The sequence below is a fragment of the Acinetobacter sp. NEB149 genome (genome assembly GCF_012516415.1).
In the GTDB taxonomy this organism is placed as follows: Bacteria; Pseudomonadota; Gammaproteobacteria; order Pseudomonadales; family Moraxellaceae; genus Acinetobacter; species Acinetobacter lwoffii_V.
The window spans coordinates 2,878,255-2,901,162 of sequence record NZ_CP051208.1 but is presented as its reverse complement, the minus strand read 5'-3'; the positions used below and the strand labels follow the sequence as shown (position 1 = coordinate 2,901,162).

Below are 22,908 nucleotides of genomic sequence, written 5' to 3'. Positions count from 1 at the left end.
CCAAATTTTATTTGTCCAGATTGTAAATCTTCAAGCCTGCTGAAATTTCAGCTGACGTAACTGGCGGGCATGTTGCAAGGTGGTTTCACTAATCTCTACACCGCCTGTCATTCTTGCAAGCTCCTGAATAATTTCATTTTCCTCAAGGTCAATGATTGTGCTGCTGGCAGGATCAGTCTGCTGTTTTTTTACCAGTAGATGCTGATCAGATTGTGCTGCCACTTGTGCCTGATGGGTAATACACAGAATCTGTACATGCTGGGCCAGATCGGCCAGTAAACGCCCGACAATCTCTGCGGTACCACCACTAATCCCGACATCAATTTCATCAAAGACCAGCACTTCAGCTTCGGTTTTTTCCGCATTCATGACTTGCATCACTAGCGCAATACGCGAGAGTTCACCGCCTGATGCAACCCGGGCCAAAGGCTGTGCCGGAATGCCTTTATTGGCCGTGAAAAGTAGCTGGATAAAGCTCAGGCCTTCACTAGATGGCTGTTCCAAAGGCTCAAACTTAAACTCAAAATGCGCTTCAGGCAGTGCCAGTTGTTTCACCTGCTCAGTGAGCTGCTTGGCTAACGGTGCTGCGGCTTCACGGCGAATCTGATCCAGATGTTGGGCTTTATCCAGAAATTCCTGATAAGACACTGCTACCTGCTCAGCCAGTGTTTCCGGATCTTCCAGTTGATGCAGCTGTTCTAATTCGGTTTGCCAGGCTTCATATTCTTCTTTGAGTAATTCTGGCTGGGTACGATATTTACGTGCCAGACGATGGAAGATTTCTAAAGTCGAATTTAGTACTTCCATGCGTTCCGGATCAAAACTCTGCCGATCCATAAACTGGCGTAAATTCGCTGCTGCATCTTCAAGTTCGCTTTGGGCATTCAGCAGGGAGGTGTAAATTCCGGAAAGCTGTTCGCTACGACCGGCATGTGATTCCATGCGACGTAGAATGGAAGCCAGTTCTTGGGAAATATTCTGTTCGCCTTCATCCAGACTATTCAGGCTATAGACACAGTCCTGCATGATCGCTTCATGATGGGAAAGCCGGTCAAATTCCTGTTCAATCTCCTGATAATCCGTCTGAACAATTTCTTCCAGTTCTTCTAGCTGCAGTTCCAAGGTTTCCATGCGTTGCTTACGGGTCGCTTGTGCATCTAGCGCTGCCTGATGCTGACGAATATTTTTCTGCCAAGTGCTATACGCATCACGTACTGCTTGAGCCGGCGCATAAAAATGATAATAACGATCCAGCCAGTGCTTCGGATAAGGTGGTTCTAATAATTGTTGCTGACTATGCTGGCTATAGAGTTGTACTAGTAAACGCCCAATTTCTTTCAGTTCAGACAGGCTGCTCGGACGTCCATTGATCCAGGCCTTACTACGGCCGGTGGCAAAAATCACCCGGCGTAAATGAATTTCACCTGATTCATCATCCAGCTCATGCTCTTTCAACCAGGCTGCTTCAGGACTGTGTTCCTGATAGCTGAAGCTGGCGGTGACATCCGCCTTTTCCGTACCATAACGCACATAATTGGTATCGGTTCGCTCACCCAAACAAGCAGACAATGCATCCAGTAAGAGGGATTTACCTGCACCGGTTTCACCGGTTAAAACGTTAAAACCTTTATCAATATCAATAGCAAGATGTTCAGCTAAAGCAAAATTGATCAGAGTTAAATGTGTCAGCATAAACGCATCCGGGCTGCGAAAAGTTTGATTGAAATAGCCTGATGTCGGATTGGAAGTCGCAACATGGCTGGGATTATTATAAATCAGGACGAATCAATTTCATTCTATCTTAAATTTTAACGATTCATATATGCTTATTTCACTGTATTTTCGCAAGAAGCTGACTCAGAAGTATGTTAATTCACTGCTGATTTTCATATTTTTGACATCCCCAATCTTTAAATTAATGACTTAATTGAGCCTGTTTCACAAGAGCACGTGCAAATTGAAACTTAAGCTTATATGTCAGCAAAATACAGGCCAAAACATGCTGAAAATAGCAGAGGTTTAGGCGATACAGAATATTTTATCGGCGTCGATAAACTTCGATTGATTAGTTGAGGGTGCACATTTAAACTACAGCAATCAAAATATTACAAAATGCTTTATCTGGAGAAATCGCATGTCAGCTCAGTTTGATCATGTATCGGTACTTAAAAAATCTAATGTATATTTCGGCGGGTTGTGTATTAGTCACATTGTACAATTTGAAGATGGGACCAAGAAAACTTTGGGTGTCATTCTGCCATCAGAAAATGCTTTGACCTTTGAAACACATGTTCCTGAGCGCATGGAAATTGTTTCAGGTGAATGCCGTGTGCAGATTGGCGATAGTGAAGAAAGTGAGTTGTTCCGTGCCGGTCAGTCTTTCTATGTGCCGGGCAATAGCCGTTTTAAAATCGAAACCGATGATGTGCTGGACTATGTCTGCCATTTTGAAGGTTAAGTCCAGATTCAAGATCAGTGCAAACCGGGCAAGAAATTTCAGCGCGAATCGGTTAAACTAATCAGCTATAGAAATCCTGTGAAGTCAGCTTTACGGGATTTTTCTTTTGTACATACAACTAATCTAGAGGTCGTTCATGGCAAAACCTGAATATTTTTATGGCGTACATTCAGTGGAGTCATTGTTAGAGCTTGAGCCTGAACGTGTCTTGACATTATTCACTCTCAAAGGACGCGATGATCAGCGTTTAAAGCGTGTACTGGAACTGGCTGAACCGTTTGGGATCAGTGTGCAGCAAGCCAGCCGTGACAAACTGGAGAAATTGGCCGGGCAACCGTTTCACCAAGGCGTGGTCGCTGCGGTACGTGCTCATCCAACCCTGAATGAAAAAGATCTTGAATCACTGTTGAGCGCAAATCCTCAAGCGTTGTTATTGGCCCTGGATCATATTACCGATCCGCATAATCTCGGTGCCTGTATCCGTACAGCCGCTGCAATGGGTGTGGAAGCGGTGATTGCGCCACGTGATCGTTCAGCTACCCTAACTCCGACAGCACGTAAAGTGGCTGCAGGTGGTGCGGACAAAGTCAAATTCATTCAGGTGACCAATCTGGCGCGTACTTTGGGTCAAATCAAAGAAGATTTTAATGTTCGTGTGGTTGGTACCATGCTGGATGAAAAAGCGCTGCCGATTCAGAATTTTGATTTTACCGGTACCGGGGTTTGTGTGGTGATGGGTGCGGAAGATACCGGCCTACGTCCAATTACCCAAAGCCAATGTGATCAGACCGTGTATATCCCGATGGCAGGTAATCTGCAAAGTCTGAATGTCAGTGTGGCTACAGGTATGGCACTGTATGAAGCCTGCCGTCAGCGTAACTTTAATTGATGATGGCATTGTCAGACCGTACCCAAGGCTATGTTTTTTTAGTTGTTACCATGTGCATCTGGGGCGGTTTTACCTTAACGGCCCGCCTGAATGCACTTTGGCAGATCAGTGCCTGGGATATTGTGGCCTTGCGTTTTTCTCTGGCCTTCCTGATTCTGATGCCGATCTTGCTCTATCGTAAAGAGGCCGCTTTTTTACTGAAAAAAGAGCCTTTTATTTTGGCGATGATTGGTGGGGTGATTTACTGCCTGTTTGCCTATAGCGCTTTTCACTACGCACCTACCGCCCATGCTGCAATTTTCTTGAATGGCTGTATTCCAATCTGTACCGCGATTATGGCTTTTTTTCTGATGGGGCAGGCTTTTGATAAACATACCTGGGCCAGCCTGATCATTATGATCGTCGTACTATGTCTCATGAGTATGCTGATGTATCGAGAAACTGGTGTGGCCTTTGGAGCAGGAGACGGGCTGTTTTTTATTAGTGCTATACTTTGGGCGATTTTTACCGTTTTATTGCGTAAATATCAGCTAACTGCCTGGCAGGCAATGTGTGGTGTCGCGATCTGGTCGGCAGTGATATATGTGCCAATTTACCTATTATTTTTACCGAAAAACCTGAATGTGCCTGGACCCAAGCATTTACTGTTTCAGACCATTTTTCACGGCATATTTGTGGTGATTATTGCCACTTTAAGCTATGTGGAAGCCATCAAGCGTCTCGGTGCATTTAAGGCAGGCAGTATTACCAATCTTGCACCTTTTATTGCGGCAATTCTGGCTGTACCTTTATTAAATGAAACTTTAAGTCTGGCCATGGTGTGTGGCCTGATGGGTATGGCAGTTGGGGCCTTACAGCCGTGGCGCTGGTTACAGCATCAGGACAGTCTAAGCCGAAAATTAGCAGAACAAAAAAAACAGTCTTAATCAGACTGTTTTTTTTATGCTTCAGCTGGCTGCCATGTTTAAATATTTTTGATGTAATAGTCTGAGATGGGCATAGAGATGATCCAGATGACCATCATTTAGGACAATATCATCGGCCATGGTCTGCTTTTGTTCGCGGGACATTTGGGCAGCAATGATATTGCGAATTTGTTCGATATTCTGGCCGTCACGTTGTGAGGCCCGCTCAATTTGCAGTTCGATGGTGGCGTCAATCAGTAAGGTATGCTGGGTGAGTTCGTGCTGATTGGTTTCAAATAAAAGTGGTGAAACCAGAATGGCATAGGGACTTTGCGCAGCATGTAGTTGCTGGATAATGGAAGTGCGAATTGCCGGATGGGTAATACTTTCCAGGGTCTTGCGTGCTTCAGGAGATTGGAAGATATATTCACGCAAGGCACGCCGATTTAGTGAACCATCTTCAAGTAATACCCAATCACCAAAAGCCTGCTGAATCTGGGTCAGTGCAGGCTGACCAATTTCGACCACTTCACGTGCTACCACATCGGCATCGACTACCGTGATCCCTTGTGCTTCAAACCACTGACTGGCAGCAGACTTACCACTGCCAATTCCGCCGGTTAAACCGAGTACAAATTTCAATTTATTGACCTAAATACACTTTCATAATTTGTTCACCCCAAAGAAAAGCAATCCAACCGGCAATTGCAATATAAGGACCAAAAGCAAAAGGCTGATTTTCCTTACGGACTTTTAGCAGAATGATGCCAATTATCGCGCCTACCAGGGAAGACAGCAGCACAATTAAAGGCAGTAATAATGGACCCATCCAGGCACCCAAAGCGGCTAGCAATTTAAAATCGCCATAACCCATGCCTTCTTTACCGGTGATTATTTTAAACAGGTAATACACCACCCATAGACACAGAAAACCAATGATATAGCCCCAGATGGCAGAGCTTGGTGAGGTATAGAGTGCATAACTATTTACCCCTAAACCTAGCGCGGCCAAGGACAGTGTATAACGGTCAGGCAATAACTGAGTATCAAAATCGATAAAGGTTAGCGCAATCAGCACATAAGTGAGAATCAGGCCAAACAGCATTTGTGCAGTCGGACCAAATACTGCTACGACCATCAGTGCACAAACTGTCGTCAGAATTTCAACAAATGGATAGCGGATGCTAATGGAATTCTGGCAGTTGCTACATTTCCCGCGCAGGACCAGCCAGCTGATAACTGGGATATTCTGGTACCAGCGGATTGGCTGATGACATTTAGGGCAAGTCGAAGCGGGTTTGCTTAAACTTAATTTCGCTTCATCAATCACCGGCTGTTCCGGATGCAGGAACATCTGGCAATCGGTACGCCATTCCTGTTCCATCATCTTGGGCGTACGATAAATCACTACATTCAGAAAGCTGCCGATACATAAACTAAAAAGCCCAACTGCGATATACAACGCCGTTGGGTTTTGAATAAAATATTGAATAAGATCTTGCATTAAACCACAGAACCCATTTGGAAGATTGGAAGGTACATAGCAATCACCAGACCACCAACAAGCACACCGAGAACAGCCATAATGAGCGGTTCCATCATTGAAGTTAAGCCATCTACCGCATTATCCACTTCGTTTTCATAATGCGTGGCAACTTTATCTAGCATGGCATCTAACGCACCGGATTCTTCACCAATTGCGACCATTTGTACTGCCATAGATGGGAATTTGTTGGTGACTCGCATAGCAAACTGTAGTTGTTGACCTGTGGCGACATCTTCACGGATTTTCATCACGGCATCTTCATACACGACGTTATTGGTAGCGCCGGCAGTGGATTCCAGCGCATCAATCAAGGGTACACCGGCTGCGAAAGTCGTGGCCAGAGTGCGACTATAACGTGCAATAATGGCTTTATATACCAGATCACCAAAAATTGGTGCCTTGAGTGCGGCTTTATCCAGAAAATCACGGAATTTTTTACTACGTTTCTTGGCTTCAAGAAAAGCGGTAATCAAAGCGCCAATGGCAATAATCAGCAGGAACCAATATTTTTGCATCCATTCCGACATATTGACTACCATTTTGGTGAAAGCAGGCAGGTCGGCGCCAAATGAAGAGAATAAGTCCTGGAAAACCGGTACCACTTTAACCATCAAGATAATGGTAACAATCAGGGCGACCACAACCACCGCAGCCGGATACTTCATGGCTTTTTTGATTTTTTGCTTGAGCAGTTCGCTTTTTTCTTTATAGATTGCGACCCGATCCAGCATGGTTTCTAGCGCACCGGATTGTTCACCAGATTCGACCAGTGAACAGAACAGGTTGTCGAAATATTGTGGGTATTTGCGCAGTGCACCGGCAAAGGTATTACCGCCTTCTACTTCACCTTTAATTCCCAGTACAACTTCACGCATCGCTGGATTTTCCAGACCTTCTGCGACAATTTCAAAGCCTTGCACCAGTGGCACACCGGCTTTCATCATGGTCGCCAACTGTCGGGTAAAAATCGTAATATCTAGTGTACTAACACGTTTTTTCATCAAGCCTTCGAGAATATTTTTTTTCTTTTCCCGAATGGTCTTGATGCTGATGCCTTGTTTTCGCAGGGTGACCTTGGCCAAAGCCATATTTTTTGCTGGCAATTCCCCCTTGATCTTTGCCCCCTTACGATCAATTCCTTCATAGCTGAAGATCGGCATCATCTGGCCTTTCTTTACTGCTGCCATACCTTTATCCTTATTTTAGATCAGCATCCGATCATTCGCTGGTGACACGATTGACTTCCTGTAAAGAAGTCACCCCCTGCATCACCTTGATTAAACCTGACCGGCGTAAATTGTTAAAACCTGCACGTGCGGAAGCATCGGCAATTTCAAGTGCATTACCGTCCTCCATAACAATTCTGGAAATTTCGGGCGTTACTTTCATAACTTCATAAATACCGACACGACCTTTATAGCCTTCGCGACACTCATTGCAGCCCACCGGTTCATAAATTTGGAACTCAGGTTGCTGCAAGTCGGTTTCGGTAAAACCCATCTCCAGTAAGCTTTGTTTCGGAATATCGGCAGGTTTTTTACATTGTGAACACAAACGACGTGCCAACCGTTGTGCAATGACCAGGTTGACTGAAGTGGCAATATTGAAAGAAGGCACCCCCATATTGCGTAAACGGGTCAAAGTCTCAGGCGCACTATTGGTATGCAGCGTCGACATCACCATATGACCGGTCTGCGCAGCTTTAATCGCAATCTCGGCAGTTTCCAGATCCCGGATCTCACCGACCATGACGATATCCGGGTCTTGACGTAAGAAGGACTTCAGTGCGGCAGAGAAGGTCAGGCCAACTTTATTATTAACGTTGACCTGATTAATCCCTTGCAAGTTAATCTCGACCGGATCTTCCGCTGTGGAAATATTGGTATCTTCACGATTCAGGATATTCAAACCGGTATAAAGTGAAACGGTTTTACCGGAACCTGTTGGACCAGTGATCAGGAGCATGCCTTGCGGTTTGTCCAGCGCTTGCATAAAAAGGTCTTTTTGTTCCGGTTCATAACCTAGTGCATCAATTCCCAACATCGCGCTGGAGGGATCCAGAATCCGCAGTACCAGCTTCTCACCAAACAGGGTAGGGAGAGAGTTGACACGGAAATCAATGGCTTTATTTTTAGAAAGTTTTAATTTAATACGACCATCTTGCGGTACCCGTTTTTCAGAAATGTCCATTTGCGACATGACTTTAAGACGCGAAGACAAGCGATTTGCCAGCTGTAGTGGTGGTGTTGCAATCTGGCGTAGCACCCCATCAACCCGGTACCGTACCCGATAGATTTTTTCATAAGGTTCAAAGTGTAGATCGGAAGCACCCATACGAATCGCATCGATGAGTAACTTATTGATATATTTGACAATTGGTGCTTCATCACCTTTATTGCTTTCATCATCTTCTTTATTCGGATCAGCAGATTCGACATCAACATCCAGATCAAATTCTTCATCAAACTCAAACGTGCTTTCTTCAGTAAAATTCTGCTCGATCAGTTTTTCAAGTTTATTGTGTTCAACAATAATGGTTTCAATATTGAGTTTAGTCGAAAAACGGACTGCATCGATCGCTTCGATATTGGTCGGGTTGCTGGTCGCAACATATAAAATACTGGAATTTTTAAAAATCGGCAGGATGCGATACTTGGTAATCAGCTTTTCATCAATCGCATCCCGCAAAATTTGGGCAGGATCATAGGCACTGATATCAAACAGCGGTTCGCCAAATTCAACTGAAATCGTTTCAGCAATGATGGTCGGAGAAAGCTGCTGCTGGTTAATTAACTCAGCCACAATATCGACTTTTTCTTGTTTGGCATGCGCCAACGCACTGCGCATATCTTCAGCCGAGATGACGCCTTCCTCGATCAAACGACGAATAAATCCGGTAAATCTTGGCGACCCCTGTAATGCTGTCATGCTATAAATGCCTACTCATCAAACTCTTTTAATTGCTATACTAAAATTATACGTTTGTTACGTAAAAATACCATAGCCAAGAGTGCTGCTAGCTTCCTCATCTCCAGTAAAAGCATGAACTGGTTAGAAGAAGTCCCCATTTTTTTAAGTGATAACAAAAAATAACCATTTTGGATAGTCTAAACCGAGAATGAGTGATAAGAAAACTATTCTTTTAATTTTCCAATTCCGTGTAGAATGTGCCCAATTCAAAATATGTAAATGAAATAGGTTAATTATGTCGGTTTCGACGATTACCCCTTGGGTGATAGGTAACTGGAAAATGAATCCGGTGCAGGCAGAGGCATTGAGCTTGGTGCGTGATATTAAGAGTTTGCTGAAAACTGCGCCAATTGCCGAAGATCGATGTTATTTAGGTGTGGCACCGATTGCCATTGCCTTAAGTCAGATTCAGGCAGAGCTGTCATCTGCGGTTCGTCCGATTTATACTGTAGCACAAGATGTTTCACGTATTTCAGGAACGGGTGCCTATACCGGTGAAGTCAGTGCTGAATTACTCGCAGACAGCCAAATCCAGTATGTACTGGTAGGTCATTCTGAGCGCCGTGAAATATTTGCGGAAAATACTGATATTTTAAATGCTAAAATCAAAAATGCTTTAAGTGCTGGTTTGACGGTAATTTATTGTGTCGGTGAAAGCCTGGAACAACGTGAAGCAGGGCAGGCAGAAACTGTAGTATTGCAACAAATTTGTGATATCGCTGCTGTGGTTGAAGCCGAACAATGGAAAAATATCGTGATTGCTTATGAGCCGATCTGGGCAATTGGAACCGGTAAAACAGCTTCTCCTGAAGATGCACAGGCCATGCATGCACAAATCCGTCAAGGTTTAAGCCAGATTACGGGCTATGGCGAGAGTATGGCGATTCTATATGGTGGTAGTGTCAAGCCGGAAAATGCAGTAGAGTTAGCAGCCTGCCCAGATATCAATGGGGCATTGGTCGGTGGTGCATCACTCAATGCTGAGTCGTTCCATAAAATTGCTCATGCATTTGCAAATACACAATAATTAGGAGTTCAGCATGCAAACTTTTGTGCTGGTAGTACATATTATCTTAGCTGTTTTGATGATTGTCTTGATTTTGGTTCAGCATGGTAAAGGTGCAGATGCTGGTGCCTCTTTCGGCGGTGGTGGTGCAGCGACAGTATTTGGAGCATCGGGTTCGGGTAATTTCATGACCCGTTTGACTGCAATTTTTACTGCACTGTTTTTCGTAACCAGTCTGACTTTGGCGATTTTAGCCAAGCAACAAACCTCGAATGCCTATAGTTTGGGATCGGTTCAGTCTGCGCCGACCACACCTGTACAATCGAATGAAACTTCACCAACTGCACCAGAAACGACCGAATAGTTTTAATTAATCCTTTCTTTTTTTCAGTGATACGACTAGAATGCGTCACAGCTGCGGTGGTGGTGGAATTGGTAGACACGCTACCTTGAGGTGGTAGTGCTTTCGGGCGTGGGGGTTCAAGTCCCCCCTTCCGCACCAACTTATAATCCAGAAATTTAAGTTGGTGTATGCAGCTGAAAAAACTTCTGTTGATGCGGGATGGAGCAGTCTGGTAGCTCGTCGGGCTCATAACCCGAAGGTCGTTGGTTCAAATCCAGCTCCCGCTACCAATCAATCCTTTTAGAAGACGCAAACTTTCAAGAGGCAGCTTAAACAGGTTTTAAGTTGAGAAATTTAATTTGCATGTTGTTGCGGGATGGAGCAGTCTGGTAGCTCGTCGGGCTCATAACCCGAAGGTCGTTGGTTCAAATCCAGCTCCCGCTACCAATCTTTTAAAGATGCAAACTTTAAAAGCAGTTTAAGTCTTTTAAACTGAAATGTTATTTGTACGCTGATGCGGGATGGAGCAGTCTGGTAGCTCGTCGGGCTCATAACCCGAAGGTCGTTGGTTCAAATCCAGCTCCCGCTACCATTTTAAATGGTTTGGTAAGTGTTATTTATAGATCTAGTTGATGGCCTGTCGGGCTCAACCCTCTATAAACTGGCGAAGGTTGTTGGTTTACATCCGGCTCCCACTACCAATTTTTCAGTGACAGATGACAAATATGCAGAATGATGTGGTTTTGATTGAAAAGTTCTCATCTTTTGTATATAATTTTTGCACGTTGATGCGGGATGGAGCAGTCTGGTAGCTCGTCGGGCTCATAACCCGAAGGTCGTTGGTTCAAATCCAGCTCCCGCTACCAAGTTTCTAAAAAGAGGCTCACAACAAGGTGGGCCTTTTTGCACAGTGGGATTTGAAAAAATCTTAAATTGTGCATTAATTGGGGCGATTTACGCCCTTTTTTATTGGCTATCGTGTAGTGTCGACATTATTTGGTCAAATCTCCATGTTTCACTACTACTATAGTTTGTATTGGTTTGTAGTGGTCAAATAGATCATAAAATCGCACCAGATGACGAGAGTAAATGAAGCTATCAAATAAAACTCAAGCACTTCAGGACTTGATTGCACCAGCAGTTGAAGCCTGTAATGTAAACCTTTGGGGGATTGAATTCCTGCCACAGGGTAAATGTTCGTTATTACGTATCTACATCGACAAGCCAGTCGATGAGAGCGTTGCACCAGCAATCAATGAAGATGGTGAAGAAGAGCAGGGGCGTGGTATTGGCGTTCAGGATTGTGTGCGTGTCACGCAGCAAGTGGGCGCAATGCTGGATGTTCATGATCCGATTTCGGGTGAATATTCACTTGAAGTATCTTCGCCAGGCTGGGACCGTCCATTCTTCCAGCTCGAGCAGATGTCAGGCTATATCGGTCATACCGTAGCACTACGTTTGATCAGTGCGGTAGATAACCGTCGTAAATTCCAGGCCAAACTGGTTGCTGTCGATCTTGAAAATGAAATGATTCAAGTTGAAGTAGAAAAGCAACAGGTATTGGAGATCGACAGTCACAATATCGATAAAGCAAATTTGGTCTTCCAAGATTAATTGAATAAATAAAAATTTAACGAATAGGTGACGTATGGCACGTGAAATTCTGACCGTCGTTGAAACGGTTAGTAACGAAAAAGGTGTACCTCGTGAAGCGATCTTTGAAGCGCTTGAGCAAGCTTTAGTTGCTGCGACAAAGAAAAAATTCTACGAAGGAACACATTCGGAAGAAGCACGTTTACGTGTGGAAATTGATCGCAAAACAGGTGACTATCGTACTTTCCGTCAGTGGGAGGTGGTTGCAGACGAAGACCATGAAATGCCAGCTTGTCAGGATGCCATCTCTGATGTCGATCCGGCAAAATGGTCGATTGGTGACATTCGTGAGCTTGAAGTTGAATCGATTGACTTCGGTCGTATTGCAGCGCAAATTGCCAAGCAAGTGATCGTACAGAAGATCCGTGAAGCAGAGCGTGCACTTGTAGCCGATGCTTACGAATCTAAAGTCGGCGAGCTGATCTACGGTGAAGTGAAAAAACAAACCAAAGACGGCTTCATTATCGACTTAGGTGACAATGCTGAAGCGTATCTTGCTCGTGAAGAAATGATTCCGAAAGAAATCCTTCGTCCGAAGCAACGCGTGAATGCGATTCTGTTCAATGTCAACCGTGAAGGTCGCGGTGCGCAGTTGCAACTGTCGCGTGCTAAACCGGATATGCTGATTGCATTGATGAAGAAAGAAATCCCTGAGATTTCTGAAGAAATCATTGAAATTAAAGCGGCGGCTCGCCAACCAGGCGTTCGTGCTAAAATTGCAGTGAAAACCAATGACCACCGTATTGACCCGGTGGGTGCTTGTATTGGTATGCGTGGTACCCGTATCCAGGCTGTACAGCAAGAGCTCAATGGCGAGCGTATTGATGTAGTCGTTTGGTCGGATGATCCTGCGCAATATATCGCAAGTGCATTGGAACCAGCAGATGTATCGAGTATTGTCATTGATGAAGATGCACGTACTGCAGATATCATTTTCGCAACCAGCGATCAGTTGGCACGTGCGATTGGTTCACAAGGTCAGAACGTTCGTCTGGCATCTGAATTGACTGGCTACAAGCTGGACATGATGCTGGAAGAAGAATACTACGCCCGTCAACAAAACGAAGCGCAACAATATTTAGACATGTTTGTTACCCGTCTGGATATCGCGGAAGATTTGGCGATGGCATTGGTAGAAATGGGCTTCACCTCGCTTGAAGAAATTGCTTATGTCCCTGCAGAAACGTTTGATGAAATCGAACTGGATGCGGAACTGGTTGAACTACTGCAAAGCCGTGCGAAAGAAATTGCACTTGCTGATGCATTACAACAGCAAGAGAACATACAAGCGCCAAGTGAAGAACTTGTTGCAATGGAAGGCATGACAGTAGAGATCGCGCAAGCGCTAGCAGCTCGTGGTGTGGTAACAGTGGATGATTTAGCAGATCAGGCGACTGACGATATCGAAGATATTGAAGGTTTGGGTGCTGAGAAAGCAGGTCAACTCATTATGAAAGCGCGCGAATCATGGTTTAACTAGGAGGTAGTATATGACGGACAAGTCGATTAAAGAGTTAGCCCTCAATGTGGGTCGTCCAGTTGAGAAGCTCCTAGAGCAGGTTCGTGAGGCAGGTTTACCACAGCGTAAAGCTGACGATATTATTACCACCGAACAACAAGACAGCTTGATGAGCCATGTGAAAAAGTCACAGGGTTCAGAAAGCCAAGCAGGGCAAATCACGTTGAAACGTAAAACGACTAGTACGGCTAAAGTAGCCAGTACTTCAGGTAAGGCGAAAACGATTAATGTAGAAGTTCGCAAGAAGCATACATTTGTTAAGCCGGATCCAGAACAGATCAAAGCAGAAGCATTGGCGAAAGCCAAGGCTGAGCAACAGGCCAAAGCTGCGCCTGAACAGAATACAGCGCAAGCTGCTTCTGCTGAAGCTCCAAAAACTGGCGTAAATAACGCGAATAAAGCTTTAGAGGCGATGCGTGCTGCTGCAAAGCAAACCAGCGACAAGCAAGAAGTTTCTAAAGCTGCAGTTGTGGTAAAACGCAAATCAACCAACAAGCCGATTGTGAAGCAAGTTGTTAAACCAACTGAAACCGCTGAACAGAAAAAGGCACGTGAAGCAGAAGCAGCAAAATTAAAAGCTGTTGAAGAAGCGGCACGTCGTAAAGCGGCTGAAGAAGCGCAGCAACGTACGCTTGAACAAATGCGTCAAATGGCGTCCAAGTACACCGCGGAAGATACCACTGCAACGATTCGTGTTGTTGATGATTCTCCTCTGGCTGCCGGTCTGGTTGGCCAGGCATATGAAGACTCTTTTGCCAAAGAAGACCGCGAAATCAAACGTGGTACGAATACGCCGAGCGCGCGTGCACCTAAAAAAGGTGGTCGTCGTGGTCAGGAAGAGCAAAGCTTCAGCAAACAGCCTAAGCGCGGTTTAAAAACTAGCCAGGGCAACAAGCACGGCTTCGAAAAACCTGTGAAAAAACAGGTTTACGATGTTGAAATCGGTGAAACGATTGTCGTTGCTGACTTGGCTGCGAAAATGGCAGTTAAGGTTCGTGAAGTGATTAAATCACTCATGAAAATGGGTGAGCTAGTGACTCAGAACCAGGCGATTGATCAAGAAATTGCTGCACTTGTTGTTGAGGAAATGGGCCATAACCCGGTACTGGTTTCTGATACACAAGCTGAAGATAACTTGCTTGAAGCAGCTGAAGAAGCACGTGGTGCGCAATCTACGCGTGCGCCTGTTGTTACCATTATGGGTCACGTTGACCATGGTAAAACATCGCTGCTTGACCGTATTCGTCGTGCCAAAGTGGCTGCTGGCGAAGCAGGCGGTATTACCCAGCATATCGGTGCTTACCATGTAACTACTGATAAAGGTATGATTACATTCCTTGATACTCCGGGACACGCAGCATTTACTGCAATGCGTTCACGTGGTGCGAAAGCAACAGATATCGTGGTTCTGGTTGTTGCAGCAGATGATGGTGTAATGCCACAAACTGCAGAAGCAATTGACCATGCACGTGCTGCAGGTACACCAATCATTGTTGCAATCAACAAGATGGATAAAGAATCTGCTGATCCAGATCGCGTATTGAATGAATTGACTGTGAAAGAAATCGTGCCAGAACAATGGGGCGGTGACGTTCCAGTGGCAATGGTTTCTGCACATACTGGTCAAGGCATTGATGAACTTCTTGATATTATTTCGATTCAAGCTGAACTTCTAGAGCTTAAAGCATCGGAAGAAGGTGCTGCACAAGGTGTCGTAATTGAAGCACGTGTAGACAACAGCCGTGGTGCGGTAACGTCTATTCTGGTTCAAAACGGTACATTGAAAGTAGGTGATCTGGTTCTTGCCGGTTCATCTTATGGTCGCGTTCGTGCGATGACGGATGAAAATGGTCAGCGTATCAAATCTGCAGGTCCTTCGATTCCAGTGGAAATTCTGGGTCTTCCAGAAGCGCCAATGGCTGGTGACGAAGTTCTTGTGGTGAGCGACGAGAAGAAAGCACGTGAAGTTGCCGATGCACGTATGGATCGTGAACGTCAGAAACGTCTTGAGCGTCAATCTGCAATGCGTCTTGAAAACATCATGGCGTCTATGGGCAAGAAAGATGTGCCGATTGTGAACGTTGTGTTGAAAACTGACGTACGCGGTACCTTAGAAGCATTACACGTAGCACTTGCTGAGCTTGCGACTGATGAAGTTAAAGTACGTATCATCGGTTCTGGTGTAGGTGCGATCACTGAGTCTGACGTGACACTGGCTGAATCTTCAGAAGCAGTTCTACTCGGCTTTAACGTACGTGCGGACAACGCTGCGCGTCAAAAAGCAGATGCAGACAGTATCGACATTCGTTACTACTCAATCATCTATCAATTGATTGATGATGTGAAAGCAGCAATGAGCGGTAAGCTTGCACCAGAACATCGTGAAACGATTCTGGGTGTTGCACAAGTACGTGAAGTATTCCACTCAAGTAAGTTTGGTGCGGCTGCGGGCTGTATGGTACTTGAAGGCGTATTGCATCGTAACAAACCGATTCGCGTATTACGTGATGATGTGGTTGTGTTCCAGGGCGAGCTTGAATCTCTTCGTCGCTACAAAGAAGTGGTTGAAGAAGTTCGTGCCGGTATGGAATGTGGTCTTGCGGTGAAAGGCTATAAAGACATCAAAGCACTGGATAAGATCGAAGTGTACGATGTTCAACTGATTAAACGGAGTCTTTAATGGCGGGTAGTCAACGTCTGAAGCGTATGGCGGATACAGTACAACGCGAGTTGTCAGAACTGATCCGTCAGGAGCTGAAAGATCCACGCTTAGGTGGTCTCGTGACCATCTCTGCGGTGAAGGTGAGCCCAGACTTGGGATATGCGGAAGTTTATGTCACTGTGATGGGACGTGAACTTGGCGATGAACAAAGTCAGGAAGCTAATAAAGAAACTTTGGATGTGTTGAACAAAGCATCTGGTTTCTTGCGCCACGAGCTGAGTCGTCGTATCAAAACCCGTATTACGCCTCGTCTACGTTTCCATTACGATAAGACCAATGCATATGGTAACTATATGTTTGGTCTGATCGCTGAAGCAGTGAAGGACTTACCTGAAGCTGAAGCAAAAAAAGATGATGAATAAGTCTTAGGACTAACAAAGCCACCTTCGGGTGGCTTTTTTTATCTCTCTATTTTGAGATTTAGGAGAGCTTAAATTACTTGCTCAATTAACCTAAATCATCATTGCGATTGATTTTCTTTTCATAAAAAGCACGGCGACGTGAGCGCTGCCAAGGCAGAGGGCGTTCCAGCGTTTCCGGAACCTCGCCACTCAAAGAGCGTAAACGCAAATGCAATGCAGCCTGTGCCATCAGGTTGGCAGATACCGGTGCGGTAATGAAGGCGAACAGGGTGATGAGCACTTCAGCAAAACCGAAACGGCCATATATGGCCGAAAACAGAATTGAGGCCATCAAAAAGCTGCCCAGGCCCAAAGTACTGGATTTGGTCGGGGCGTGCAGACGCATAAACAGATCGGGCAGACGGACCATACCGATCCCGCCGACTAGCATAAAGAAAGCACCAATCAATAAAAAAATCGACACCAGTATTTCTAAAATTAAGGACATTTAAAAACTCCTAGTCGATCACATGGCCAGTGGTGAAATAACGTGCCAAGGCTGCAGTCGAAACAAAGCCAAGCATCGCAACCAGTAAGGCCCCTTCAAACAGGAAGCTGCTACTCCAGTAAATCCCTAAAATGACAATCAGACAGGTGGCATTCAGGAACAGGGTGTCGAGTGCCAAGAGCCGGTCAACGATAGAAGGGCCAGTGATGAGCCGGATCAGGCAGAGTAACATCGAGACAGTGATAGCACCCAGGCAAATCATTAATGCATAAGGCAGAATAGTCATGCTTTTTCTCCTGTCTGTGCGCTGAAAATTTCAATCAGAGGCTGTTCGTAGCGCTGTTTGATCGTTTCGATTTCTGCTGCTTCATCCTCTGTGCTTAAGGCATGAACCAGAATATCACCACGATCCTGATCAATGCCTGCAGATACTGTACCGGGCGTTGTGGTAATGATCATTGCCAGCAAGGCATTGACTTCCTCATGCTCGGTTTCCAAAGGCACGCGAAACCATTTTGGATGCAGGTTCTTGGTTGGACCAAGTACCAGTTTTGCGACTTTAATATTGGCTACTACAATATCCCAAACCACGACAAAGAACAGGCGCACGGCAGGAGCCCACTGGATATTCGGGGTATAGTCAATAAAAGGTGCAACCATTTTCGGAATGACAATCGCCAGAACCAGCGCGAAAAGCAATGTTCCAGCTTCCAGATTATGTGCCAGTAGAATCCAGCTTAGCCCAACGATCACAGAAACTAGCGGATGCGGGAACCAACGTTGCAGGAATGATACAGCCATTAAGGTCCCTCCACCGGTTTAAGTTGATTATCATCATATCTGTTTTGTTCAACATACTGCTGATCAATCTGGCGTTGCTTGAATTCAGAAATATTTTCACCTTCCAGAGTGGCTTCCGAAATCGTATAAGGAACCAGATGTGCATTCGGATCGACTGTCTCACCACCGTACTTGGTTTCAGGTAAATAGCTTGGATCAAAAGGTTGCACACTGATAAACTGGCCTTCTGCATCGCGTTTTAACAAGGCAGCTTCATAAACCGGATTATTTTTAATCTGTTCTGCAGTCTGATAATTATATTGATAGATCGGTCCGGCAAACACCACATAGGCAGTCAGGCCAGCAAGCAATAGATAGATTACACGATCATTACGTGCCGGTGCCTTACTTGGTAGGGCTTCGTATTTGTGAAAATCTTCAGAATTAAGGTCATCCTCAGGTCTGGTCGAACGCCAGAACAGCACGAAACCAACCCGGGTAAAGGCCAGAATACTGAGGAAGCTTACCAATAAAATGGTCAGGATAATAATCATCTGATAGTCTGAATTGGCAGAAGCCTGCAAAATAAAGACTTTACCGAAGAAACCACTAAACGGTGGCAGGCCGGCCATCATCAAGGCAATGATGAAATAGACAATCGAAACCAGCTTGTTCTGTTTCATCAGTGGCGCGATTTTAAAGTGATCCTTAAATTCGCCGCGCTGTGAGGTAATCCAGCCTGACAGGATATAAAAGGCTGCGCCAATCAGGGTACTGTGCACCATATAATACAATGCACCGGCCCAGGCTGCAGTTGTATTCATGCCGATTGCTACCAGAATTGTTCCGACTGAAGACAGCACCATAAAGCCGATAAAACGGCGCAGACGTTCTGTGCCGATTGCGCAAATCACACCATAAACCGACGTAATCAGACCAATCACCAGCAGGCAATTCATCAGGATCTGGTGGCTGTATTCATCATCAAAAACAGTTCCATTAATCCGTAAAATTGCATACACCCCGACTTTGGTCATGATGGTAAAGAGTGCTGCCACAGGTGTGGTGGCTACGGCATAGGTTTTGGGTAACCAGAAGCCAAGCGGTAGCATCGCCGCTTTAATTCCGAACACGACAAACAGCATTAATCCACCAGCAACCGCCAGCTTGTGCTGATCTTCAGCGAGGGTAGGCATCAAGCGGGCCACATCTGCCATATTCAGACTGCCGACACTGCCATAAATCATCCCGAGTCCAATCAGGAATAGGGCAGAAGCAAACAGATTAATGGTGACGTAGTGGATTCCCAGCTGGAAACGGGCCTTGCCTTGTCCATGTAGCAGTAGTACATAGGATGCCATCAACAAGATTTCAAAAAACACGAACAGGTTAAACAGGTCACCGGTCAGGAAGGCACCGGTCAAACCCATCAGCAGGAAATGCACCATGGCATGGAAATAACGCCCACGCATATCCCATTCTTTACTGGCATACCAGAGCACCGGCACTGCAAGGGCATAGGTCAAAACCAGCATCATCGCAGAGAGCTGATCGAGAACCAGTACAATACCAAAAGGTGCGACCCATTCGCCCAGCGTATAAACATTGATCTGACCCTGACTACTGTCTACTAAATAGCTGACAGCAATGATCAGGCCCAAGATACTCGAGACATAGCTGATACCCCGACGCCAGGGCTGACGCCAGTCCGTCACCAGAGAGCCTGAACCCGGGTTGCCTAAAAGAACCAGGACAAAAGCGGTAAAGGCCGGTAAAAGAATACCGAAAATAGGGGTATGTTGATTCCAGAAATTGAGAAGATCAGTCATTAAGGCTCATCCTCGCGCGGGTCAAGATTTGGTATTTCTTCTTTGGAGTCAACGTGGTCTGTTCCTGATTCGTAGCGGCTACGCAATGCCAGTTGGACAATAAAGGCAGTGGTGGCAAAGCCAATCACGATGGCTGTCAGCACCAGTGCCTGAGGAAGGGGATCGGTCACTTTCGAGGCTTCAGTCAATACTGCAGGCGAATTCATCTGAATTCGGCCCATGGCAAATAAAAACAGGTTGACTGCATAACCAATCATGGCGAGACCCAACACTACCGGGAAGGTACGGGCACGCAGGATCAGATAAATGCCTGTGGCCGTCAGCAGGCCAATCGCAGAGGCTAATAAAAATTCTAAACTGATCATTCTATTATCCTCTTGGTACAGGGCCAGTCATGCTTGAGTGACGTGAATCGCCTAAGACTGAAATCATCAGCATCGTTGCACCCACAACAGTGACATAAACGCCAACATCAAACAGCGCAGCCGAAGCCAAATGCATTTCTCCAATCATTGGCGGAGAGACATAGATATGTGCACTGGTCAGGAATGGACGTGACCAGAACCAGGCCGCGACACCGGTCAAACCGGCAATGGTTAAGCCGACTCCAATCCAGATTTCATAGAGACGGCCAGATTTGGCCCCCAGCAACTGTTCGGTTTTATCCTGCCCCACTGCGATATATTGAATAATAAGTGCCAGTGAGGTGACCAAGCCTGCAATAAATCCACCGCCTGGCAAATTATGGCCACGCATAAAGATGTACAGGCTGACCACCAGTGCTACAGGCAAGATCCATGATGCAGTAATACGTAACATCAGGGGTGAAGGATTAAAACGATAGGTCAGACCCTGGGTGATGGTGGCGCCATGGGCACGCATTCCATCCATCAGGCTAAGTACACCAATCGCGGCAATTCCAAGTACGGTAATTTCGCCAAAGGTATCGAAACCACGGAAGTCGACCAGAATCACATTCACCACATTGGTGCCGCCGCCCAGTGGAATCGACTGTTGCAGGAAGAACCATGAAATGGAATTATGATCACGGGTCATGATCAGCCAGGCAATAGCTGCTATTCCAAGACCGCCACCTATTGCAATAATGGCATCACGCCAGCGACGGGTCGGACTCGATTCATACGGTGTTAACTGAGGCAGTAAAGATAAACTCATCAGTAGCAGAACCGTGGTGACCACATCGACCGTAATCTGGGTCAATGCCAGATCGGGCGCCGAGAAGCCGATAAAGACCATGGTGACGACCAGGCCGACTGCACCGCTAATCAGTACAGCTTTAATCCGCTCATGATGGAACCACAGCAGCATCCAGCAGGCAGAAAACAGGAGTAACCACAAGATAATCGCCAGAGCAGGGGCGTGGGTCAGTTCACGTGTACCCGTGCCCACCCCATTGTTCACCAGTGGGAAACTGACCAGTGCGACAGTAAAAATTACGATCCACAATAAATAGCTTTGTAATTTGCCATTTTCAGTGGCACGGCGGAAACGGCGTGAATTCAGCAGCAGATTTTTCAAAAACAGTTCGAACAATACCCGGCCCTGCAAGCGGCCCAGTTTTGGATCCAGGTCGATTTCACGTAAGACGCCACCTTTGGCGAGAGAAAAGTAAAAGATTGTTCCGCCGAGCAGAGAAATCACACTCATCAGAAGGGGCAGGTTGAAACCATGCCAAAGCGCCAGATGAGTGCCTTCAAAGGCAAAATTCTGGGTGGTGGCTTGAGTAGTGCTGTTGACAATTTTTTCCACCAGAAGAGCCGGTAATAGACCGACTAAAATACATAAAATTGCTAACAAAGTGGCCGGTGCGCGCATACCAAAGGCAGGTTCATGTGCATCTTTATTCGGGACCTGCTTGCCTAGCGGACCATCGAAAAAGACTCCATGCACCAGTCGAATGGAATAAGCCACCGCAAAAATCCCGGCCAGTGTTGCGACAATGGCTGAAACGACCATGACCGGACCACTCAAGTTCGCGACCAGTTCGGTAAAGAACATTTCCTTGGACAGGAAGCCATTGGTCAGTGGCACACTTGCCATAGCCGCCGCCGTAATCATGGTCAGGGTAGCGGTATAGGGTAGCAGTTGCCATAAGCCTGACAGTTTGCGCAAGTCACGTGTGCCCGATTCATGGTCGATAATTCCGGCAATCATAAACAGGGCCGCTTTAAAGGTGGCATGGTTAATAATATGAAAAATTGCAGCTGCAACCGCCAGAGGAGAACCGATCCCAAGCAGACACATGATCAGGCCTAAATGGCTGATGGTTGAATAGGCGAGTAAGCCTTTCAGGTCTTCCTTAAAAATGGCAAAGAAGGCGGCCATGCACAGGGTAAACAGACCGACAAAGGTCACAATATTATGAAACAGTGCAGCACCGGCAAAGATCGGGAGCAAACGTGCTACCAGGAATAAACCGGCTTTGACCATGGTGGCCGAGTGCAAATAGGCAGAGACCGGTGTCGGTGCAGCCATGGCATTCGGCAACCAGAAGTGGAACGGGAACTGCGCACTTTTGGTAAAGGCACCAAGTAAAATCAGCAACAAGGTTGGAACAAATAAATGATGGGACTGAATCTGCTCAGTCATCGTCAGGATTTGGTCAAGCTGATAAGTGCCGGTAATTTGACCAAGCAGGACAAAACCGCCCAGCATCGCCAGACCACCCATTCCGGTAATGGTCAAGGCCATACGTGAGCCGCGTTGCGCCGCTTCGTAATTGCTCCAGTAACCCACCAGCAAGAAGGAGGAAATACTGGTCAGTTCCCAGAAAACTAATAAGATAATCAGGTTATTTGACAATGAAATCCCGAGCATGGCGGCCATAAACAGCATCAGCAGAAGATACAGTTTGCTCAGTGAGTTTTTTGGATTGAGATAATAATAGGCATAAATATAAATCAGGGTGCCAATTCCGCTGATCAGCAAGGCAAACAGCAATCCCAGAGAATCCAGGCGAAAACTGAAATCAATGCCGAGCTGGGGCAGCCAGGACCAGGTCTGGGTCATCACTGCACCATCAAAGATGGCAGGCGCCTGACTCAATAATAATAAGAAACTGCTGAGGCTGACACCAATTGCCCCTAAAGCCGTTACCCCGCGCGAAAATTGCTTCAGCCACGAGACAAGGGTTGTGCCTAATACTAACGGTAACAATATAATAATCGGCAGCACACTCGTATCCATTGTCATGATTTAAGTTTTGACCAACCTAAGGTGAATCTTTATCTTTCAAGGATTACAGGACCCCAAGGAGCGACCCAAACCTCTCAATCTTGAAAGCCAAAAGAATATTCAAAAAGAATATAAAACAGTTGTATTGCGCAACTTATAAACGATAGCAAATTCCGATTTTACAATGAAATTCGCAAATAAAACCGATCATATTACAGGATAACAACAACATCAACGTTTTTAT

At 45.9% G+C, this 22,908-nt stretch carries 20 protein-coding genes and 5 tRNA genes; 14 read left to right on the top strand and 11 right to left on the bottom strand.

Translation table 11 applies throughout. The annotated features are described in order from the left end of the window. Positions 1-30: 30 nt before the first annotated feature. The gene (gene recN / locus HGD77_RS14030) at positions 31-1,692 is read right to left on the bottom strand and encodes a DNA repair protein RecN (RefSeq protein ID WP_168730886.1); all 1,662 of its coding nucleotides are present in this window, start codon (positions 1,690-1,692) and stop codon (positions 31-33) included. A gap of 442 nt (positions 1,693-2,134) precedes the next feature. Here recN and HGD77_RS14025 point away from each other — a divergent pair, with 442 nt between their 5' ends. The 3 genes from HGD77_RS14025 to HGD77_RS14015 all read left to right on the top strand — a co-directional run bounded on the left by HGD77_RS14025 (position 2,135) and on the right by HGD77_RS14015 (position 4,273). Beyond that, complete coding sequence (locus HGD77_RS14025) at positions 2,135-2,458, top strand: pyrimidine/purine nucleoside phosphorylase (RefSeq protein ID WP_004281089.1); 324 nt, start codon at positions 2,135-2,137, stop codon at positions 2,456-2,458. 136 nt (positions 2,459-2,594) lie between these two features. Further along, complete coding sequence (gene rlmB / locus HGD77_RS14020; protein ID WP_168730885.1) at positions 2,595-3,347, top strand: 23S rRNA (guanosine(2251)-2'-O)-methyltransferase RlmB; 753 nt, start codon at positions 2,595-2,597, stop codon at positions 3,345-3,347. After that, positions 3,347-4,273: a DMT family transporter gene (locus HGD77_RS14015; RefSeq protein WP_168730884.1), complete on the top strand. Its 927-nt coding sequence runs from the start codon at positions 3,347-3,349 to the stop codon at positions 4,271-4,273. The genes rlmB and HGD77_RS14015 overlap by 1 nt, the downstream gene beginning before the upstream one ends. Before the next feature lie 21 nt (positions 4,274-4,294). Here the strand turns inward: HGD77_RS14015 and coaE are convergent, their stop codons facing one another. From coaE to pilB, 4 genes are read right to left on the bottom strand one after another with little or no spacing between them, the layout of a single operon-like run. Next, the gene (gene coaE, locus HGD77_RS14010; protein ID WP_168730883.1) at positions 4,295-4,894 is read right to left on the bottom strand and encodes a dephospho-CoA kinase; all 600 of its coding nucleotides are present in this window, start codon (positions 4,892-4,894) and stop codon (positions 4,295-4,297) included. Between the two features lies 1 nt (position 4,895). Further along, positions 4,896-5,756: a prepilin peptidase gene (locus tag HGD77_RS17175; protein ID WP_168730882.1), complete on the bottom strand. Its 861-nt coding sequence runs from the start codon at positions 5,754-5,756 to the stop codon at positions 4,896-4,898. Then, on the bottom strand, positions 5,756-6,985 hold the full coding sequence (locus tag HGD77_RS14000) for a type II secretion system F family protein (RefSeq protein ID WP_168730881.1): 1,230 nt from the start codon (positions 6,983-6,985) through the stop codon (positions 5,756-5,758). The genes HGD77_RS17175 and HGD77_RS14000 overlap by 1 nt, the downstream gene beginning before the upstream one ends. A 31-nt stretch (positions 6,986-7,016) precedes the next feature. Further along, positions 7,017-8,726, bottom strand: a complete 1,710-nt coding sequence (gene pilB, locus HGD77_RS13995) for a type IV-A pilus assembly ATPase PilB (RefSeq protein ID WP_168730880.1) — start codon at positions 8,724-8,726, stop codon at positions 7,017-7,019. A 277-nt stretch (positions 8,727-9,003) separates the two neighbouring features. Between pilB and tpiA the strand changes: the two genes are divergently transcribed. The 11 genes from tpiA to HGD77_RS13940 all read left to right on the top strand — a co-directional run bounded on the left by tpiA (position 9,004) and on the right by HGD77_RS13940 (position 16,373). Then, a complete protein-coding gene (gene tpiA, locus HGD77_RS13990; protein WP_168730879.1) occupies positions 9,004-9,795 on the top strand; it encodes a triose-phosphate isomerase in 792 nt (263 codons plus the stop codon). A 13-nt stretch (positions 9,796-9,808) separates the two neighbouring features. Further along, on the top strand, positions 9,809-10,138 hold the full coding sequence (secG, locus tag HGD77_RS13985; RefSeq protein WP_004281101.1) for a preprotein translocase subunit SecG: 330 nt from the start codon (positions 9,809-9,811) through the stop codon (positions 10,136-10,138). Positions 10,139-10,191: 53 nt separating this feature from the next. Further along, positions 10,192-10,276, top strand: a tRNA-Leu gene (locus HGD77_RS13980). A 54-nt stretch (positions 10,277-10,330) separates the two neighbouring features. Further along, positions 10,331-10,407: transfer RNA gene (locus HGD77_RS13975), tRNA-Met, on the top strand. Positions 10,408-10,487: 80 nt separating this feature from the next. Further along, positions 10,488-10,564: transfer RNA gene (locus HGD77_RS13970), tRNA-Met, on the top strand. A gap of 68 nt (positions 10,565-10,632) precedes the next feature. Next, a tRNA-Met gene (locus tag HGD77_RS13965) sits at positions 10,633-10,709 on the top strand. A gap of 197 nt (positions 10,710-10,906) precedes the next feature. Continuing rightward, positions 10,907-10,983 (top strand) — tRNA-Met (locus tag HGD77_RS13960). 223 nt (positions 10,984-11,206) lie between these two features. After that, on the top strand, positions 11,207-11,731 hold the full coding sequence (gene rimP, locus HGD77_RS13955; RefSeq protein WP_004281103.1) for a ribosome maturation factor RimP: 525 nt from the start codon (positions 11,207-11,209) through the stop codon (positions 11,729-11,731). A gap of 34 nt (positions 11,732-11,765) precedes the next feature. Continuing rightward, the gene (nusA, locus tag HGD77_RS13950) at positions 11,766-13,250 is read left to right on the top strand and encodes a transcription termination factor NusA (protein WP_004281105.1); all 1,485 of its coding nucleotides are present in this window, start codon (positions 11,766-11,768) and stop codon (positions 13,248-13,250) included. A gap of 10 nt (positions 13,251-13,260) precedes the next feature. Then, positions 13,261-15,969, top strand: coding sequence for a translation initiation factor IF-2 (gene infB / locus HGD77_RS13945; protein ID WP_114541781.1), 2,709 nt, complete (start codon positions 13,261-13,263; stop codon positions 15,967-15,969). Next, complete coding sequence (locus tag HGD77_RS13940) at positions 15,969-16,373, top strand: ribosome-binding factor A (RefSeq protein ID WP_004281108.1); 405 nt, start codon at positions 15,969-15,971, stop codon at positions 16,371-16,373. The genes infB and HGD77_RS13940 overlap by 1 nt, the downstream gene beginning before the upstream one ends. An 85-nt stretch (positions 16,374-16,458) precedes the next feature. Here HGD77_RS13940 and HGD77_RS13935 read toward each other — a convergent pair whose 3' ends face one another. Genes HGD77_RS13935 through HGD77_RS13910 form a run of 6 tightly spaced genes read right to left on the bottom strand, consistent with a single transcriptional unit; the run spans position 16,459 to position 22,676 of the window. Continuing rightward, the gene (locus tag HGD77_RS13935) at positions 16,459-16,860 is read right to left on the bottom strand and encodes a Na+/H+ antiporter subunit G (protein WP_086044370.1); all 402 of its coding nucleotides are present in this window, start codon (positions 16,858-16,860) and stop codon (positions 16,459-16,461) included. A gap of 10 nt (positions 16,861-16,870) precedes the next feature. Continuing rightward, on the bottom strand, positions 16,871-17,146 hold the full coding sequence (locus HGD77_RS13930) for a monovalent cation/H+ antiporter subunit F (RefSeq protein WP_064094624.1): 276 nt from the start codon (positions 17,144-17,146) through the stop codon (positions 16,871-16,873). Continuing rightward, positions 17,143-17,661 carry a Na+/H+ antiporter subunit E gene (locus HGD77_RS13925; protein ID WP_004281112.1) on the bottom strand — a complete coding sequence of 173 codons (519 nt, stop codon included), beginning with the start codon at positions 17,659-17,661 and terminating at the stop codon, positions 17,143-17,145. Before HGD77_RS13925 ends, HGD77_RS13930 begins: the two co-directional genes overlap by 4 nt. Next, on the bottom strand, positions 17,661-19,469 hold the full coding sequence (locus tag HGD77_RS13920) for a monovalent cation/H+ antiporter subunit D (RefSeq protein WP_086044371.1): 1,809 nt from the start codon (positions 19,467-19,469) through the stop codon (positions 17,661-17,663). Before HGD77_RS13920 ends, HGD77_RS13925 begins: the two co-directional genes overlap by 1 nt. Then, complete coding sequence (locus tag HGD77_RS13915) at positions 19,469-19,834, bottom strand: Na+/H+ antiporter subunit C (protein WP_004281114.1); 366 nt, start codon at positions 19,832-19,834, stop codon at positions 19,469-19,471. Before HGD77_RS13915 ends, HGD77_RS13920 begins: the two co-directional genes overlap by 1 nt. A 4-nt stretch (positions 19,835-19,838) precedes the next feature. Continuing rightward, entirely contained in the window at positions 19,839-22,676 is a 2,838-nt protein-coding gene (locus HGD77_RS13910) for a monovalent cation/H+ antiporter subunit A (protein WP_168731005.1), read from the bottom strand. Positions 22,677-22,908: the final 232 nt, after the last annotated feature.